This is a genomic window from Psychrobacter sp. CMS30 (genome assembly GCF_904846565.1).
GTDB lineage: Bacteria > Pseudomonadota > Gammaproteobacteria > Pseudomonadales > Moraxellaceae > Psychrobacter > Psychrobacter maritimus.
The window spans coordinates 19,450-36,848 of record NZ_CAJHBF010000026.1; the positions used below are offsets into that span (position 1 = coordinate 19,450).

Annotated in this window: 16 protein-coding genes; 11 read left to right on the forward strand and 5 right to left on the reverse strand. The window is 43.3% G+C overall.

The window, feature by feature from the left end; genetic code table 11:
- The first annotated feature begins 14 nt into the window (after positions 1–14).
- The 4 genes from JMX94_RS11725 to JMX94_RS11740 are packed head-to-tail and all read left to right on the forward strand — an operon-like array spanning position 15 to position 3,492.
- Positions 15–1,145 carry an acyl-CoA dehydrogenase gene (locus tag JMX94_RS11725; RefSeq protein ID WP_227673625.1) on the forward strand — a complete coding sequence of 377 codons (1,131 nt, stop codon included), beginning with the start codon at positions 15–17 and terminating at the stop codon, positions 1,143–1,145.
- Positions 1,133–1,954: a PIG-L deacetylase family protein gene (locus JMX94_RS11730; RefSeq protein ID WP_201565607.1), complete on the forward strand. Its 822-nt coding sequence runs from the start codon at positions 1,133–1,135 to the stop codon at positions 1,952–1,954. The genes JMX94_RS11725 and JMX94_RS11730 overlap by 13 nt, the downstream gene beginning before the upstream one ends.
- On the forward strand, positions 1,938–2,705 hold the full coding sequence (locus tag JMX94_RS11735; protein WP_374220419.1) for a class I SAM-dependent methyltransferase: 768 nt from the start codon (positions 1,938–1,940) through the stop codon (positions 2,703–2,705). The genes JMX94_RS11730 and JMX94_RS11735 overlap by 17 nt, the downstream gene beginning before the upstream one ends.
- Before the next feature lie 43 nt (positions 2,706–2,748).
- A complete protein-coding gene (locus tag JMX94_RS11740; protein WP_201565633.1) occupies positions 2,749–3,492 on the forward strand; it encodes a glycosyltransferase family 2 protein in 744 nt (247 codons plus the stop codon).
- Between the two features lie 43 nt (positions 3,493–3,535).
- On the opposite strand, the gene phoR is transcribed toward JMX94_RS11740, so the two are convergent.
- Together phoR and phoB are read right to left on the reverse strand one after the other, a co-directional pair.
- Entirely contained in the window at positions 3,536–4,606 is a 1,071-nt protein-coding gene (gene phoR / locus JMX94_RS11745) for a phosphate regulon sensor histidine kinase PhoR (protein ID WP_227673626.1), read from the reverse strand.
- Between the two features lie 221 nt (positions 4,607–4,827).
- Entirely contained in the window at positions 4,828–5,526 is a 699-nt protein-coding gene (phoB, locus tag JMX94_RS11750; RefSeq protein WP_201565608.1) for a phosphate regulon transcriptional regulator PhoB, read from the reverse strand.
- Positions 5,527–6,040: 514 nt separating this feature from the next.
- Between phoB and pstS the strand changes: the two genes are divergently transcribed.
- The 5 genes from pstS (at position 6,041) to phoU (ending at position 11,255) form a co-directional block, all read left to right on the forward strand.
- A complete protein-coding gene (gene pstS, locus JMX94_RS11755) occupies positions 6,041–7,198 on the forward strand; it encodes a phosphate ABC transporter substrate-binding protein PstS (protein ID WP_201565609.1) in 1,158 nt (385 codons plus the stop codon).
- A 233-nt stretch (positions 7,199–7,431) separates the two neighbouring features.
- A complete protein-coding gene (gene pstC, locus JMX94_RS11760; RefSeq protein ID WP_201565610.1) occupies positions 7,432–8,382 on the forward strand; it encodes a phosphate ABC transporter permease subunit PstC in 951 nt (316 codons plus the stop codon).
- Between the two features lie 107 nt (positions 8,383–8,489).
- The gene (pstA, locus tag JMX94_RS11765; RefSeq protein ID WP_201565612.1) at positions 8,490–9,404 is read left to right on the forward strand and encodes a phosphate ABC transporter permease PstA; all 915 of its coding nucleotides are present in this window, start codon (positions 8,490–8,492) and stop codon (positions 9,402–9,404) included.
- Between the two features lie 213 nt (positions 9,405–9,617).
- Positions 9,618–10,397 carry a phosphate ABC transporter ATP-binding protein PstB gene (gene pstB / locus JMX94_RS11770; protein WP_201565637.1) on the forward strand — a complete coding sequence of 260 codons (780 nt, stop codon included), beginning with the start codon at positions 9,618–9,620 and terminating at the stop codon, positions 10,395–10,397.
- 117 nt (positions 10,398–10,514) lie between these two features.
- Positions 10,515–11,255, forward strand: coding sequence for a phosphate signaling complex protein PhoU (gene phoU / locus JMX94_RS11775; protein ID WP_201565614.1), 741 nt, complete (start codon positions 10,515–10,517; stop codon positions 11,253–11,255).
- Between the two features lie 274 nt (positions 11,256–11,529).
- Here phoU and JMX94_RS11780 read toward each other — a convergent pair whose 3' ends face one another.
- Positions 11,530–12,474, reverse strand: a complete 945-nt coding sequence (locus JMX94_RS11780; RefSeq protein WP_201565616.1) for a bestrophin family protein — start codon at positions 12,472–12,474, stop codon at positions 11,530–11,532.
- A gap of 299 nt (positions 12,475–12,773) precedes the next feature.
- Here JMX94_RS11780 and JMX94_RS11785 point away from each other — a divergent pair, with 299 nt between their 5' ends.
- Positions 12,774–13,475: a hypothetical protein gene (locus JMX94_RS11785; protein ID WP_201565618.1), complete on the forward strand. Its 702-nt coding sequence runs from the start codon at positions 12,774–12,776 to the stop codon at positions 13,473–13,475.
- Positions 13,476–13,628: 153 nt separating this feature from the next.
- Here the strand turns inward: JMX94_RS11785 and JMX94_RS11790 are convergent, their stop codons facing one another.
- The gene (locus JMX94_RS11790; protein ID WP_201565620.1) at positions 13,629–13,937 is read right to left on the reverse strand and encodes a hypothetical protein; all 309 of its coding nucleotides are present in this window, start codon (positions 13,935–13,937) and stop codon (positions 13,629–13,631) included.
- A 357-nt stretch (positions 13,938–14,294) separates the two neighbouring features.
- Between JMX94_RS11790 and JMX94_RS11795 the strand changes: the two genes are divergently transcribed.
- A complete protein-coding gene (locus JMX94_RS11795; protein ID WP_201565622.1) occupies positions 14,295–14,951 on the forward strand; it encodes a DedA family protein in 657 nt (218 codons plus the stop codon).
- Positions 14,952–15,105: 154 nt separating this feature from the next.
- Here JMX94_RS11795 and JMX94_RS11800 read toward each other — a convergent pair whose 3' ends face one another.
- Positions 15,106–16,653 carry an acetyl-CoA hydrolase/transferase family protein gene (locus JMX94_RS11800; protein WP_201565623.1) on the reverse strand — a complete coding sequence of 516 codons (1,548 nt, stop codon included), beginning with the start codon at positions 16,651–16,653 and terminating at the stop codon, positions 15,106–15,108.
- Between the last annotated feature and the right edge of the window lie 746 nt (positions 16,654–17,399).

The following is a 17,399-nucleotide window of genomic DNA, read 5'->3' on the forward strand; positions in this document are numbered from 1 at the left end:
ACTAGGAGACCCTTATGCTCGCGCTCGAGGCAAAAAACCCTTTATTATCAGACATAAAATCTGCCATAGAAAATATCATATTTACTGGTAATCAAGACAGTAGCAGATGGCTGATAACCGATAAGCTGCGCCATGAGATATTAAAAATCTTAATAAGCTATAGCGATAAAATCCCTCATCCTGCCAGCGGCACTGAAGGCAATAAAGAAAACAAATCCCGAACCAATTCACGTACTTTGATTCGTTGGCAAATTTTAGCTTATGTAGCCAGTATAGATTTAACGATTGCCAAATGGTTTGAGTCACATTTAGACGCTTTAAGTATTTTACATGAACTGGGCTGTGAAAAAGCAGCACAAGGATTATGGGCAATTTGGGCAGCAGAGGGTCATCCTCTGAGCTATCAGCAAGGCAAAGTCAGCGGTACAAAAGCATGGTGTTCAGGCGCAAATATTGTTGACCATGGGCTAATGACCTATCGCGATAAGGATGGTCAGGCGCAATTGCTTATGGTGGATATGCATCAAAATGGTATTAAGATTGATAATAGTGCGTGGCAAGCAGTCGGCATGCAGGCTACTGATACGGCAACCATACATCTCGATCAGGTAGTAGCCAGTAACGTTGGCGCGGCAAATGCGTATCTAGAACGCGTGGGATTTTGGCATGGTGCGGCTGGCGTCGCTGCTTGCTGGTATGGCGCGGCGACTTGTCTCGCCAGTTATTTAATCAGCGCTTATCAGCAAAAGCCAAGCGATTATAAAGCCATGTATTTGGGACGAATTGGCACGGCACTGGCCGTTACTCAGCAATATTTTCATCATCTTGCTGAGTTAATAGATACTGAGCCAACACAAAACCATGAGCTTGCCATCCGCCAATTAAGGTCAAACGTTGAGCAGATAGCTCGTGAGGTTATAGAGGTTGTCGGGCAAGCATTGGGCGCCGCACCGTTTTGTAATAACCCTCATTTCGCCAGATTATCAGCCGATTTGAGCGTATTTATTCGTCAAAGTCATGGTGCCTTTGATTTACAGAAAATCGGTGAGCTGTCTAGTATGTTAGCGAGTGAATGCGCTAGCAAACTGGCTAGCGACGACACCAGTTACTTTATAAATAGGCAGGGAAATATATGGCAACTGTAATTCCTAGTAGAGCTGCACCTATAAAAAATAACCATCTGATTGTTGGCGACCGCGTTATTGAAGGTGATGGTACCAGTTGCGACGCTTGGCAAAATTGGTCAGGGCTGCAAAACATGCCGCGCTTAAATGTAATGACAAGCTGTCCGGCGCATCAGCGGGTCTGTATTTTTGCGCCGCATCCCGATGATGAAGTGTTGGGCTGCGGTGGGTTGCTACAACAGCTAGCCGCTAACGGCAATTCTATTCTGCTAATTCATGTGACCAATGGCACGCAAAGCCATCCTGACTCGCAGATTTATCCTCCAAAAGCGCTCGATATTATCCGTCCACAAGAAAGTATTGCAGCGTTAGAGGCATTGGGTATATCTCATCAAGTAAAAGTTATTTCTATGCATTTAACCGATGGTGATGTATTTGCCCAAAAAGAGCAATTTAAAAGACAATTAACAGCAATTATCCAACCTGATGATATTTTGTTAACGCCGTTTGTACATGATGGGCATCCTGACCACGAGGCGACAGGGCAAGTGGTCGCTGCATTTGCTAAGCAGCACCGTTTAGCCTGTTATCAGGTGTTAATTTGGGCGTGGCATTGGGCAACACCTGCTGACAGCCGTATTCCTTGGCACTATGCTTACAGAGTGGATTTAACGCCCGAGCAATTGCAGCGCAAAATCCAAGCCATTAATTGCTTTACCAGCCAAATTACTATTGATGAAAGTACAGGCAATCCGCCCATTTTATCGGCTCAAACCATTGCCAGAATTAGCCAACCATGGGAGGTTTATTTATATGAGCCAACACCTTAAATCTACGCTGGAAATGGATTTTGTAAACTTATCAAAGGTTTCTAAAAATGAAACGGCTGAATCCCTTCCCAGTGATACGCAAGCTGTCAACTATGCAGAAACCTATTTTGATGCCCTATATAATGACAATAGTGACCCTTGGCAGTATCAGACTCGCTGGTACGAAAAGCGTAAACGCGATATGTGTCTTGCTGTATTACCACAAGCACAATATAACAATGCCATTGAATTAGGCTGCGGAAATGGCGTGTTTAGTGCGTTACTTGCGCCTCGCTGCCATGCTTTGGTAAGCATCGATGGTAATAGCCAAGCAGTTCAGCTTGCTAAGCAACATTTGGCAGAGTCCGCGCATGTAAATGTCATACAAGGAGTCATTCCTGACGCATTATCGACTGCTAAACCAACCTTTGATTTAATTATTATTAGTGAGATTTTATATTATTTATCACCCAATGATATCGATACGGTTATTACTTGGATTCAACAAAACCTTGCTATAGGTGGCACATTGCTATGCTGTCATTGGCGTTATGCCATTGATGGCTTTGCGATGACGGGTGAAACCGTACACCAACGTTTATGCCAAGCGTTTAATAAAGTAAGTAATGAGGTAGAACCTAAGCAGGGACAGCACATCGATACTAAAAATCCAGCCTTTACCCATCAAAGTAAAATTATCGATAGTGATTTTTTATTAGACGTTTGGCAATACTCTCCCGAATCAGTCGCCATGCAAGAGAACTTGGTATAACAAGATATGACACTCAGCAAAAAAAGGCGGATATATGGATGATATAAGAATTGGTATTGTCATTCCTGCTCATAACGAAGCGATGACTATTACTAAGTGCTTAGCATCGGTGCAAACTGCCATTGAGCAACTCCCCTCCACTATTACCGCGACTATGCTTGTCGTGCTTGATAGTTGTAGCGATGATACGCTTACCTTGGTTAAAAGTTTCAAATTTAAATGCGTCAGAGTTGAAAGTGTCCAAGTTGAAAGTGCTCAAGCTAAAACCACCAAAATCGAAAATACTGACGTGAATTATCTATGCTGTGATTACCAATGTGTGGGACAAGTACGGGATTTAGGCATCCGTCATGCTATCGCAGCTGGCGCGACTTGGCTTGCCTGTACAGACGCTGATTCAGTCGTCACCCCAGATTGGCTGATACAGCAAATCGCCCATATCAAAGCTCAGCCTACTGATATGATTTGCGGCGTAGTAAGCGTTGATAGTTGGGCGCATTTAACGCCGCAAACGCGCAAAGGCTATATGGCTCATTATCAAGATAAGATGGGACATCGCCATATTCATGGGGCAAACTTAAGTTTTAGCGCTGAGTCTTATCTTGCCGTTGGCGGTTTTGCGCCATTAGGGTGTCATGAAGATGTCGATTTGGTAAAAAGGTTTGAGAGTAAAGGCTATGCGATCACTTGGAGCAATCGCGTTCGGGCTATTACTAGCAGCCGTTTGCAGGCTCGAGCAACAGAAGGTTTTGCCGCGTTTTTAGCCAATTTAGAAACTAGTAATTGACAGTAATGTTTAAAAATCCTGCTAACGGCTACGAGTTTAGCAGTTAGCCTATAGGAGCAGAGCGAATATGAGCGGCGGGGAAAACGGCGCTAAATGTCGAGCCTTTGCCTTCTGACGATTCAATTTGCAAAGTCGTATCATATTGATATAACACATGCTTTACAATCGCCAGTCCCAGCCCCGTTCCACCTGTCGCACGACTGCGCCCGCTATCCACTCGGTAAAAACGCTCGGTCAATCTTGCAACATGCTCCGGCGCAATCCCAATACCATCATCGGTGACGGCAAACCGACAGCCTTCTGCAGTTTTTGCCCAACTGATAACGATATTACCTGCTTTTGGCGTGTATTTAATCGCATTAATCACCAAATTGGATAACGCACTGTTCAAATACATCTCCGAGCCATAAAGACCATCATAGGTATCTATCTGTAAATGCAGCGTATGGCCATATTCTTGGTTATAAGCCTGCGCGTCGTCATAGACATGCGTGAGCAGCTTAGTCATATCAATATAATGCAGCTCATGTGTCTCTTCGATTTCAATCCGAGACAGCAGCAGCAAGTCATTGACCACTCTATTCATGCGCGCGGTCTGCTGCGTCATTAATTCAAAGCCGCGTCGCCATTGCCGCGGCATGTCTTCTTGATCTGAGAAATTCTCCAAATAGCCCATCAGTACAGTCAATGGCGTTCGTAACTCATGCGAGACATTTGCCACAAAGTCGCGGCGCATTTGCTCTAAGTGTTGTAAGCGGGTCACATCATAAATAATCAGCAGCTTTTCATCGCCAAAAGGCGTGAGCTCACATTTAAGATAACGGTTAGGATCTTGCCATGACTTCATATGTACACCATCATTGGGTGTCACCATGCTCTGATAGTATTGCCGAAACTCAGGGACGTTAATAAAGTCAAAAATACTTTTGCCATGATCCGCTGACTGTAACAATAACAAATCTTCGGCGGCCTGATTCCACCACTCCAAACCATCATCGTCATTTAGCAAGATAACCGCATCTCGCAGTGCGCGTAAGGCACTTCTGATTTTTTTCAGCTGATCGGTGGAGTATTGCTCGATGTCCTGTTGCTCAATATCCCTTGGCGTTATCATGTTTTTCTCTCTTCTTTATGACCAGTATGGTGCCTAGCACTTATTATTAGCACTGACTATTCTTAGCACCAAATATTCTCAGTACTTATGCTTCTTAGTTCTTATTATTCTAAATATTTATGACTCTGAGCACTGAATGTTCTTAACGCTGTTTCGCTACCTTGTAAGCGGGCTTGTAAGCTGCCTTGTAAATAATGGGCTATTTTTCAAAATCGATAGCGTTATTCAACCAGACTCGAAAACCGATAACCGGTACCGCGAACCGTTTGAATCAAGGCACTACAATCATAAGGCTGGAGTAATTTACGTAAACGCCTGATATGCACATCAATCGTGCGATCTTCGATATAGACATTGCCACCCCAGACCTGATCTAGCAGCTGGGTGCGCGTATAAGCACGCTCGGGATGACTCATAAAAAACGCCAACAAGCGATATTCTGTCGGCCCGATATCAATGACTGTATTATCAGCGGTAATGCGCTGGCTTTTAGGATCGAGACTAAGCTTACCTATTTCAATTGGCTTATCGCTACTAAGCGCACGACTACGACGTAACACGGCTTTGATTCTTGAGATTAATTCACGCGTTGAAAAGGGTTTGGTCATATAGTCATCAGCGCCCGCATCAAGTCCCTGAACCTTACTATCTTCTTCACTTTTGGCCGTCAGCATAATCACCGGTATCTCAGCCAACATCTCATCACTTTTAAGCATACGGCAAAAATCAATACCACTTTTATCACCCGGTAACATCCAATCTAGCAAAATCAACGCGGGTCTATGGTCTACCACTTGTTGATGCGCCTCTGCAACGTCAGCCGCTTGTAAACTCTCAAAGCCCGCCATCTCTAACGTCATTACCACCATCTCACGAATTGCAGGTTCATCTTCGACAATCAAAATCTGCTCATTGCGCATACCATCGCCTCATTATTGAAAGACAAAAAATTGGAAAACAAAAATACTAAGCCCTTATCAATGCCTGCCCATTAAACGGCTTAATTATGACAGTTTGATGACACAGTGACTCGATACGTTAAATGCTGCGCCTTAAACATTGCAGCTCAAACACTGTACTTTCAGCCCTATACTTTAAACGCTGTGCTTTGAACGCTTAGCCTTAAACCCTTAGCCCCAAAAAAAACCAACGGCTCATCATAACGAATTTTGCGCTAGATAGCAGCTGCAATCCCCTTAAACGACTGCTTTATTAGGCTGCGTTTTTAATTGACCGACTTTTTTCATAAAAATGTCTTATTTCATCAAACTGTCATATTTGCTCGGCACAATGTGCTCATTGACCACCGAGCGTCTTTGCAGCAAAACCTTGCTAACCAAACATCGTTAGCAATACATTACTAAAAACCTGGGCAGCGACATTGTTATTCATAAACGCCCCATACTTAAATCTGATTACTTTTTAGGAGAAATAATGCGTTATTCATTAATGGCTTTAGCAGTCGCGAGTACCTTTACCTTAGCTGCTTGTAATCAAACCCCCAATAGTAATGAAAGCAATGAGCCGGCTACTTCGGCGCAATCAACTACCGCCTCTACCGACAGCGCAAGCGTTCAGTCGACAGACAATGTATCGATGAATGTGTCGATGAATATCACCGGCGCAGGCGCCTCTTTCCCGCAGCCTATCTATGCTAAATGGTCAGATGCTTATAATAAAGCAACAGGCGGTCAAGTGAACTATCAGTCGATTGGTTCATCGGGTGGTATCAAACAAATCGTCGCAAAAACCGTTGATTTCGGGGCATCTGATGCCCCAATGACGCCAGCTGAATTAAACGAAGCCGGTCTGATTCAATTCCCAACCGTTATCGGCGGCGTGGTACCTATCGTCAATATCGATGGCGTTGCGCCTGGTCAATTAAAGCTCGATGGAAAAATGCTAGCTGACATCTATCTTGGCAAAATCAGCAACTGGAATGACCCTGCCATCGCAGCCATGAACCCTGACTTGACCCTTCCTGACGCGGCTATTACCACGGTGTTCCGTTCAGACGGTTCGGGCACGACCTTTAACTTTACCGATTATCTAGCCAAAGTGTCAAACGACTGGAAAGACAGCGTTGGCGTCGATAAAACCGTGAAATGGCCAACCTCAGCAACCGGTGCGGGCGGTAAAGGTAACGAAGGCGTTTCGAGCTATGTAACGCGTATGAAAAACTCTATCGGCTACGTTGAATATGCCTATGCTAAGCAAAATGGCATGTCACACGTTGCCCTGAAAAATGCCGCCGGCAACGTCGTGCAGCCTTCTGCGCAAACATTCGCCGCCGCTGGGGACATTGATTGGTCAAAGCAAGAAGGCTTTTATAAAGTCATCACCAACTCTGAGACCGACCAAGCATGGCCTATCGCCGCTGCGACCTTTATTTTAGTCCACAAACAGCCGCAAGATGCTAAGCAAGTGGCAGGTGTCCTTAACTTCTTTGATTGGGCTTATGCTCAAGGCGATGATGACGCAATGAGCCTTGATTACGTGCCTTTTTCAGATACGGCCGTGGCTTTATTTAAAGCGAAATGGAACGAAGTGGTAGACAGCGAAGGTAAGCCTGTCTATACCTCAGCACAGTAGCTCGAGGCTTATTAATTCAAAGCTTATTAATTCAAGAAGAAGCCAGTCGAGAATAAGCTAACTAATGCCATCAAGCAAATACTGAAAAGCGTGTTTGCTTGGTGACGTCTTAGCCGTAGTGAACTTAATACTTGGTCGTTAGATGACACAGTTTATTACGGTAAGACGCTACAGCGGACACCAATAAGCGTCAACACAATGAAGCGTTAGATCTATAAACAACAGAGGCTTTTATGGCAGACCTAAAATCCCAACTGGCAAAACAAAAACGCTACGATGCAGTTTTTGTTAATGCCACCAAAGCATTTGCAATTTTGGTGCTCTTGTCGCTTGGCGGCATCATGCTGTCATTGATTGTCGGCGCATGGCCAAGTATCACTGAGTTTGGCTTGGGATTTTATACCAGCAATAACTGGGATACGGTGAACGATCAATACGGTGCGCTTGCGCCCATTTACGGAACGGTGGTCACTTCACTCATCGCTATCTGTATTGCCGTACCAGTCAGCTTTGGGATTGCTATCTTTTTAACGGAACTTTGTCCCAATTTTTTGAAAAAGCCATTGGGTATTGCTATCGAGCTGCTGGCAGGTATCCCTTCTATCATCTACGGCATGTGGGGATTGTTTGTCTTTGCACCGTTTTTTGGTGATCACATTCAGCCTTGGTTTATTGAAAATATTGGCCCCCTACCTATTATTGGTAAAGTTTTTACCGGTGCGCCGATGGGATTGGGGATGTTTACCGCCTCATTAATACTGGCAATTATGATTATTCCCTTTATTGCCGCCACCATGCGCGATGTTTTCTCTGTGGTGCCAGACCTGCTAAAAGAATCCGCATACGGCATGGGCGCCACCACGTGGGAGGTTATGTTCAAAATTATCTTACCTTATACCAAAGCAGGTGTGGTTGGTGGCGTGATTTTGGGACTTGGTCGAGCGCTAGGCGAGACGATGGCCGTTACCTTTTTAATTGGTAATGCTTTCAATATCAGCCCAAGCCTATTTACCTCTGGGGTGACTATTACCTCAGCGCTGGCCAACGAGTTTGCCGAAGCGTCAAGTGAGCTGCATTTAGCGTCATTATTACATTTAGGATTAATCCTGTTTGTTATTACCTTTATCGTTTTGTCGATATCTAAGCTGATGCTCATGCGTATTGACCAAAAAGCAGGTAATTAAACATACTATTTTAAAAGCCAACAAAATCAATGAAATCAAAACAAGCCTAAACAAACTAAAAAACGCTATTTGCCGCCATTATTTGACTCAAGAAGGACAAACACTTCATGACTTTAGCACCAGTCACTACTCAAACGACCCAGCCAAGCCAGCCTTCTGTACGCTTTGAAGACCGCTACAACAAGCGTCTTTATAACAAGCGCCGTTTTATCAATAGACTGGGACTTGGGTTTGCCTTATCAGCGATTGTATTTGGTTTGTTTTGGCTGATTTGGATTTTGATTACGCTGTTTGTTGAAGGCTTTCAAGGTTTAATTGAGATGCCTGTCTTTATGGCAGATACCCCGCCACCGATGGGCGAAGGCGGTCTACGCAACGCCATTGTTGGTTCAGTGATGTTGGCTTTTTCGGGCTTGGCGATTGGTGCGCCAATCGGCATGATGGCTGGCATTTATTTAGCAGAGTTTTCACATGGCAGTATGCTGGGTAAAGTCACCCGATTCTTAAATGATATTTTATTGTCGGCCCCCTCCATCGTGATTGGTCTGTTTATTTATGCCTTGATGGTCAAAGGACAGAGCTTTTCGGGTTGGGCCGGTGCTTTGGCATTGGCGCTGATTGTGATTCCTATTGTCGTGCGTACGACGGAAAACATGCTAAACCTAGTGCCTAATACCCTGCGCGAAGCTGCTTATGCACTCGGCACACCAAAATGGAAGCTGGTCAGTACCGTGACACTGAAAGCTGCCAAAGCCGGTCTGACTACCGGTGTGCTACTCGCTTTTGCGCGTATTACCGGTGAGACCGCTCCTTTGCTATTCACTGCGCTAAACAACCAGTACTTTAGTACCGATATGAGCCAACCGATGGCCAACTTACCCAATACGATTTATCAGTTTGCCATGAGCCCTTATGACAACTGGCATGCACTAGCTTGGGCGGCGGCGCTGCTCATTACTGCGACAGTATTATTCTTAAATATTGCCGCCCGCTTTATCGGTGGCAAAGACTATAGCAGATAATTTAAGGCTAACAAACGCACAGCTAATAGCAAAAAAACACCCCCTTTTACCAAGACTTTAAAACAGATGGATACCATTATGACTGATGTATTAGAGAGAAAAGCGACTAAGCCGATGACAGATACCAGCAGCAAACGCCGTTTACTGGATGACGCTATGTTTAATCATGGTCAGCATAAACAGCCAGATATCGACCATCTTATCAAGCAAACCATGGCAGACATGCCTGATAACATGCCGCCTGCCAAGATTAACATTCGTGATTTGGACTTTTATTATGGTGATTTTCAAGCGTTAAAAAACATCAATATCGATATCCCAGAAAAAAAGGTCACCGCTTTTATTGGTCCCTCAGGCTGCGGTAAATCAACGCTGCTACGTACCTTTAACCGTATGTATGACTTGTATCCAAGCATGCATGCTGAAGGTCAAATTACCCTTGATGGCCAAAATATTTTGGCCAAAGACATGGATGTTAACTTGCTGCGTGCGCGTGTCGGTATGGTTTTTCAAAAGCCCACGCCCTTCCCGATGTCTATTTATGACAACGTCGCATTTGGCGTCCGTCTCTATGAAAAGCTGAGCAAAGCAGAGATGGATGAACGTGTCGAGTGGGCACTCAAAAAAGCGGCGTTATGGCTGGAAGTCAAAGATAAACTGAAAGCGTCAGGATTGTCACTATCAGGCGGTCAACAGCAGCGACTTTGTATCGCCCGCGGAGTAGCAACGAAACCTGAAGTCTTGCTATTAGATGAGCCAACGTCAGCGCTCGACCCCATCTCTACTGGCGCGATTGAAGATTTGATTACCGATTTAAAAAACGACTATACCATTGCTATCGTCACCCACAATATGCAGCAGGCCGCGCGCGTCTCTGACTACACCGCTTATATGTATTTGGGAGACATGGTAGAAATGGGTGAAACAGATCAAATATTCACCAACCCAGCACAAAAAGCGACTGAAGATTATATTACCGGTCGTTATGGCTAAGTCGCTGTTTGCTTAAAACAATCATTTTTAGTAGTCATTTATCACGCTACTCATTTTGGCAATATTTTTATGAGCAACACCAATACGATTAAGACTGATTCGATTAAGGAGGTAAGCATGGCGATAACGGCAAAGCATTTATCAAAGAGTTTTGATAATGATTTACATGACGTGATTGAGCTGTTTATGCAAATGGGTCACATGGCAGCAGAGCAAGTCATGGTTGCGACACGCGCCCTGATAGCCGCAGATAAGGCGACCGCAAAAAAAGTGATTGAAGATGACCATCTGATCAATCAGCTAGAGATTAAAATCGATGAGCAAATTATTTTGTTAGTCGCCAAGCGCCAGCCAGCCGCCAATGATTTGCGCTTAGTAATGGCGCTGAGCAAAGGCATTGTCGACTTTGAACGTGTCGGCGACGAAGCAGAAAAAATCGCCCGTATGGCCTGCCAATTGATTGAAGATGGCGCGTCACCCAGAGGTTATTCAGAGGTTCAGCATTTATCCAATCAGGTACGCTTGATGCTGCTCGATGCCATTGACGCCTTCTCAAATATGAATCCGCAGCAGGCATTTTCAGTATTGCAAAGCGATACCGCGGTCAATGAAGAGTACCAATCGGCCACGCGTGCCTTGATGACCTATATTATGGAAGACAGCCGCCATGTGTCTAAGGTGATCAATATACTGTGGGTATTGCGCGCCCTAGAACGGGTGGGCGATCATGCTCGCAACATTGCTGAGCTGGTTATTTTTTGCACCAGCGGTAAAGATGTGCGGCATACGGACTTTATGCAAGTCGAACAAATCGTCCAGCAAACGACTGATGCTGGTATGAGTCATCAGAGTAAATAGCTTATTTGCGCCATTTAGATGACTGTCAATTGAATTGAGGGCTTATTCAGGTCTTTATTTGCTTTGTCTGAAAGGCAATTAACTTAAGTATGCACACGCTTTAGGCAATTGCCTGCCACACAACAACAAACCCTGCTAAGCTTTTTAAACAGCATTTAATAGTAATGATGACAATGTAAAATAAAAAAGACCGCTCAAACTGAGTGGTCTTTTTTATAGTATATATTCTATTGCCGCACCCGCTATTTATGACAGAGAGTTTATTTTAAACAATTTATTGCAAATAGCCGTTTTTAGCTATGATATTCGGCGGCAACTCGGTTTCGCCCAAAGCTTCTAGCAAATTAATCTCGATAGTACGAGATAAGGCTGTCAGCGGTAATTGGTTGGCAGCCAATCCAAAGGGCTCCTCCAACTCTTCACTTAGCGCATCCAAACCAAAAAAGGTATAAGCAATAACGCCGCAAATTAAAGGCGTCACCCAGCCTAAAGAAGAAACCAGACCAAAAGGCAGCATAAAGCAATATAGATACGTCGTGCGATGCACCAGTAGCGTATAAGCAAACGGCAATGGCGTGCTATGAATACGCTCACAAGCGGACAAAACCACCGTCATCGAATTTAGGCGCTCATCCATATTTTGTATCATATGCTCTGAGGTCAAGCGCTGCCGCCGACAATAGCCAAGCTCCTTACCTAGCAAACGCAGTAGATAATCTGGTAAATTTTGTGCCTGCTTCATGCTGGTATGATGGATAGGTTCTACAAAACGCTCAACATCTTGCCAAGGCGAGCTGTCACGCAATCGATGACGTAAGGCATGGGTAAAAGCGATGCTTAAATGCACTAATCGGCGCTGGCTATCTCGCCCCTCCTTATTTTCTTGCCCCTCTTCGCTGCTTTCATCTATATAAGACAGCACTTGGCGGGTAAAGCTGCGCGTATCATAGACCAATTGCCCCCATAGCCCACGAGCTTCCCACCAGCGCTGATAACTGGCATTGTTACGAAAACCTAAAAATAGCGATAAGGCAATCCCAAGTAAGGTAAACGGCGCGACGCTATAAGAAGAAAAAGAACTGGGAAACCCATGCTGAATATTGGTGATAAAGGCACTAATCAGGCTAATGAGCAAAATCTGCGGATAGACCTTTGGTAGGATAGAGCCACGCAAGGTAAAAAGCAGTTTGATGGCGCTTGGCTTTTGCTTGACGATCATTTTAACGTCCTAACGAATAGTACTTATAGAAAATAACTGTGATTTTTTGCAGGACGAAATGATAACAGACTAAGGAGGCATGAGTAGCAAAAATGCATATTAATCCTGTTTTAATTGGCTAGTAGTTTTTATCGCCCATTTATTCAATAAATTTCTGCAAAATCATCGGTTGTTATAATGATGTAAGGATAGCAGGCGCAGTGATACACAGCAGATGTCATCGCTTAAAAATTCGATTATAGTAGATAGGTCTATCACTTATTAATAAATTGCAGTTAAATAAATCGAGGGAATACACCATGAAAAAATTAGGATTACTTGTCGCTGTATCGGTAGGCTTAAGCGCTTGTGCGGGTGGTATGAACGGTGGCACCATGCCGGGCAATTCAAATAACATCGTCACACAATATCCTGTTGAAGCAGCCATGCTCAATATTTATACTAAAGCTCGCAGTCAAAGCCTAGTGGCGACCGTCGGTAATCAAACGGCCTCTGCGGATATCAAAGTTACGCCCAAAGGCAGTATGGTCTTTAATAATAAACAAGTACAAGGCGCTGAAGTAAATACCATCAACAAAGTAAATAACCAAGTCACTGATCAATCGGTCGCCATTAATTACTTTACCCTCAATCCATTGGTATTCCATGGTTTCACCGACAGCTCAGGTAAGTATTCGCTGTCGAATCAGACCACAACCATTCCCAAAATGGCAACGGTTGGCTCATCAAGCAAATTGATTACTGAAGACGTTTACGCCGATAGAAGTATGCGTAAAAAAATAGGCACTTATAATCAAGATTGGTCTTTGACCAGAGACAGCAATAATACCGCATGGTTTTGTATAGAAACCTCAGGCAATCTGCTGCTCAATAACGATCCTAATGGCAGCTCGTCAGAATGCTATAAAATCAATGCGCGCGGCGATATCTTAGACAGTAAAGTAACCATCAGCCAGCCATCTACTAATGGCGCTAAAACAATTACCTTTACCAGTCGATAGTTATCATATTATCTGTAAAGGGCTATAGTTTTAATAAAACTGAAATAAAAAGAGCTGCAAACAATTTGCAGCTCTTTTTTTTGGACAATTTACTCTCATCAAAAACCTGAACATTAAAAACTTGCCCGTCTAAAGCTTGAGTAATTTAAGTATTTACTGCACGCCATCTGCTGGGGTTTGATCCAAATTTGCATTACTCTCGTTGACGGTCACAGTGTCATCGGCTTTCTGCTCACCATCATTACCCGACATTCCATCTGCGGTCATACCCGTTTCGACAACTTCAGTACCTTCTTCACTCGCCTCGTCGACGGCCACTTCATCTGCCACTTCGGTCGAATCTGCCGCCACATCCTCTCTCTCATTACTACAAGCCGTAACGCCGACAATACTGGCAAACAATGCGATCCATAACGCCTGCCGCGCTTTGGTTAATCCTACATTTGCTGTTATTTTATTCATCTCAATCTCCTTGATAGCTCTCTAAATATTAAATGCCTAATGAGGTTTTTGTGCTAAAAAACCTTTATGAAATATGAATAGTCTAAAATAAGCACGATTAAGACGACCTTATGCCATAAACTTGGCAGTAAATAGAAGCTTCTTGTGTGTTTTTATTAACTATTTATTAAGATAAATAAAATACTAAGCCTGTACAGATTGCGCTCTGTCCTCGAGCTGCTCTCAGATAAACGCATTAAATGACGGACTTTTAGCAATATTTAATACATACTAAGCCCGTAATTTAGTACAAATAATTTTGATAAATGCCCGTATGATTTATTGTTTCTTTATTCCAACCTTGAGCGAGCTTTTACAATGGATCAAATGAGTGCATGGGTACTCGGTATCATGGCAAAATTCGGTTACTTTGGCATTATTTTTGCCATGTTTGCTGAAAATATCTTTCCACCGATCCCTTCTGAGGTGATTATGCCAGCCGCTGGATTTGCCGCTGCCAAAGGCGATTTAAGCATTATTTTGGTGATAATAGCCGGTACGCTTGGGGCGGTGCTGGGTGCGCTGCCTTTATACTATGTGGGTCGCGTATTTGATGAGCCGCGTTTGGTCGCATTCACCGAAAAGTATGGTAAATATCTGTTTGTAAAGCCTGCTGATATCACCGCGGCAAATGCATGGTTTGATAAACATGGCAAAATGGCGGTGTTTTTTGGGCGTATGGTGCCGGGGGTACGCTCGCTGATTTCTATCCCAGCTGGCATGAATAAAATGGCGCTATTGCCCTTTTTGGCATTGACGGCTTTAGGGGCTAGTATTTGGACAGCGATATTGGCTTTAGCAGGCTATTACTTAGGTCAAAACTATGACGCTGTCGCCGGCATGTTAGCACCTTACTCCAAAGCAATCGGCATACTGATAGTGGTCGCTGTGATTGGTTTACTTATTAAACGCCGTTTATCCAGTCATGAAAGTACGAATGATAAAAACAGTAGTAGTAATAGTAATGAGCGTTAAGACAAAACCTTACTTTTAAACCTTTCTTTAAATATTACCAGAGCATAAAAAAACACCGCTTATCTGCTAGCAGACAAGCGGTGTTTTTAATGGTGCAATCAGCTATGTCGCTGATTCTGGCGTTAAACCTTTAATTAGGTATTGAATTAAGCATTTAAACTGCTAAAGCTAAACCTTTTTTGACGCGCATATCACCGGTTTCAACATAACGTTGATGCCATGACAATGCTTCACTCAGGATATGAGGCGTTTGCATACCAGCAGTCTGTGCCGCGCGATCATAGTAATCTTGCAGCATAGGACGATAATCAGGATGGGCGCAGTTATCAATGATTTTTTGCGCGCGTTGACGCGGTGATAAACCACGCAAGTCAGCCAAACCTTGCTCAGTGACAATAATCATCACGTCATGCTCAGTATGGTCAACGTGTGACACCATAGGCGTGATGCACGAGATAGCGCCACCTTTGGCAACCGATGGGCTTACAAACATTGAGGTAAAGGCGTTACGAGCAAAGTCACCAGAGCCGCCCAAACCATTCATCATGTTTGTACCCATGACGTGGGTTGAGTTGACGTTGCCATAAAGGTCACACTCAATCATCGCATTAATGGCCAACACGCCGAGACGACGCGAGACTTCAGGATGGTTGGTGATTTCTTGTGGGCGCAAGATAATGCGTTTGCGCAATTCTTCAATATTGGCGTTAAAACGGTCTAATGCATCTGGGCTTAACGACATGGCAGTCGCAGAAGCTTGGGTCATTTTGCCTGACATAATCAAATCTAACATACCGTCTTGTAATACTTCGGTATAGCCGGTTAGATTCTCAAACGGACTGGCTTGCAATCCTGCCAATACCGCATTGGCAACGTTACCTACACCTGATTGGATAGGCAATAAGTTAGCTGGCATGCGACCTTTTTTCACTTCTTCATGGAAAAAGTCAATAATATAACCGGCAATTTTATTCGAGCATTCATCAGGATCAGCAAATTTGCTATTACGGTCTGGTGAATCTGTTAAGACCACGGCAACGACTTTATCCAAATCACAGCTCAGGTAAGGCGAGCCAACACGCTCACCCGGCGTAGTAATTGGAATTGGCTTACGATACGGCGGTACGCCAATATCATCAAAGATATCATGCATGCCTTCTAATAACAGGCTTTGGCGGCTGTTTACTTCAAGGATAATCTTGTCAGCATTATGCAACCATGCATTATTGGTACCGATAGAGGTAGAAGGAATCAGGCGACCGTCCGGTAAAATACCGGCCACTTCAACCACCGCCACGTGCATTTCACCGTAGAAACCAAAGGTGCTTTGCTGAGCGACATGCGATAAGTGCATATCAAAATAATGGGTTTCGCCGGCGTTGATTTGTTTACGGAGGGCAGCTTCTGACTGATAAGGCGTGCGCATCTTGATACCATTGGCTTCAGCCAATACACCATCACATTCTGCGGCAGTTGACGCGCCGGTTAATAAACCGATTTTGAATTCTTCACCGCGTGCTTGAGCCGCTTTCATACGCTCTGCTAATGCAGCTGGGATAGCTTTTGGATAACCTGCTCCCGTAAAACCACTCATTCCAACATTCATGTCATGTGAGATAAATGTCGCTGCTTGCTCCGCAGACATGATTTTTTCACGTAAACCTTCATGACGGACGCGCTCTTCGTGATTAATTGCACTCATACCTTTTTTCCTAGTAACTTCCCTATTAACACCAAACCCTCAGATTAATAAAATAATGAGACGTTTGATACCGAACCAACGATAAAATACAATAGAGCATATTAACAACTTTACGATAAAAAACAAGTTGATTGTCTCATGTTTTAATATTAGCACTTAAAAATTCATACTTATTTATTGACAATCGTTCACTATTAAAATAAATATTCGTGTTCATTTTTTAAAGCCTTTGAATAAAGCATCTCTTTTTTCTATTATAGAAGCTGCTTATTTTTCGTTTTTTATCATTTATAATGAATTTATATAACTGTTGTAGATTGAATCCTCCTATTAATTTATCGTTAAAATTGCCATACAAACAAGTTTAGTCATATAAAATTCAGTGTGACGTTTGTCTCTATTAACAACTCAGTACGACAAGCTATACAATCCCAACCTGACGTATAAACCTACTTTTTCTAGTAAACTGAAACAGTTAGCGAATAAAAAAGCTTTTCCACATAATAATGTCTTTAAAAAACAATGACAGTAAGCGTAAAAATCGATTTATTTCTACATAACCATATAACTATTCATTATCAATGAATAAAAAACACAAGACAATAACTTGCTATTCTTGAATAAAAAACCATTGAAAAAATTATAGATATCGCGTTTGTAATTAATAATAAATGAATATTCAAAACTACTAAGACAGCCTTTTATTGATTAAATACTAAAGTCTATTGTTATTTAACAAATGATAC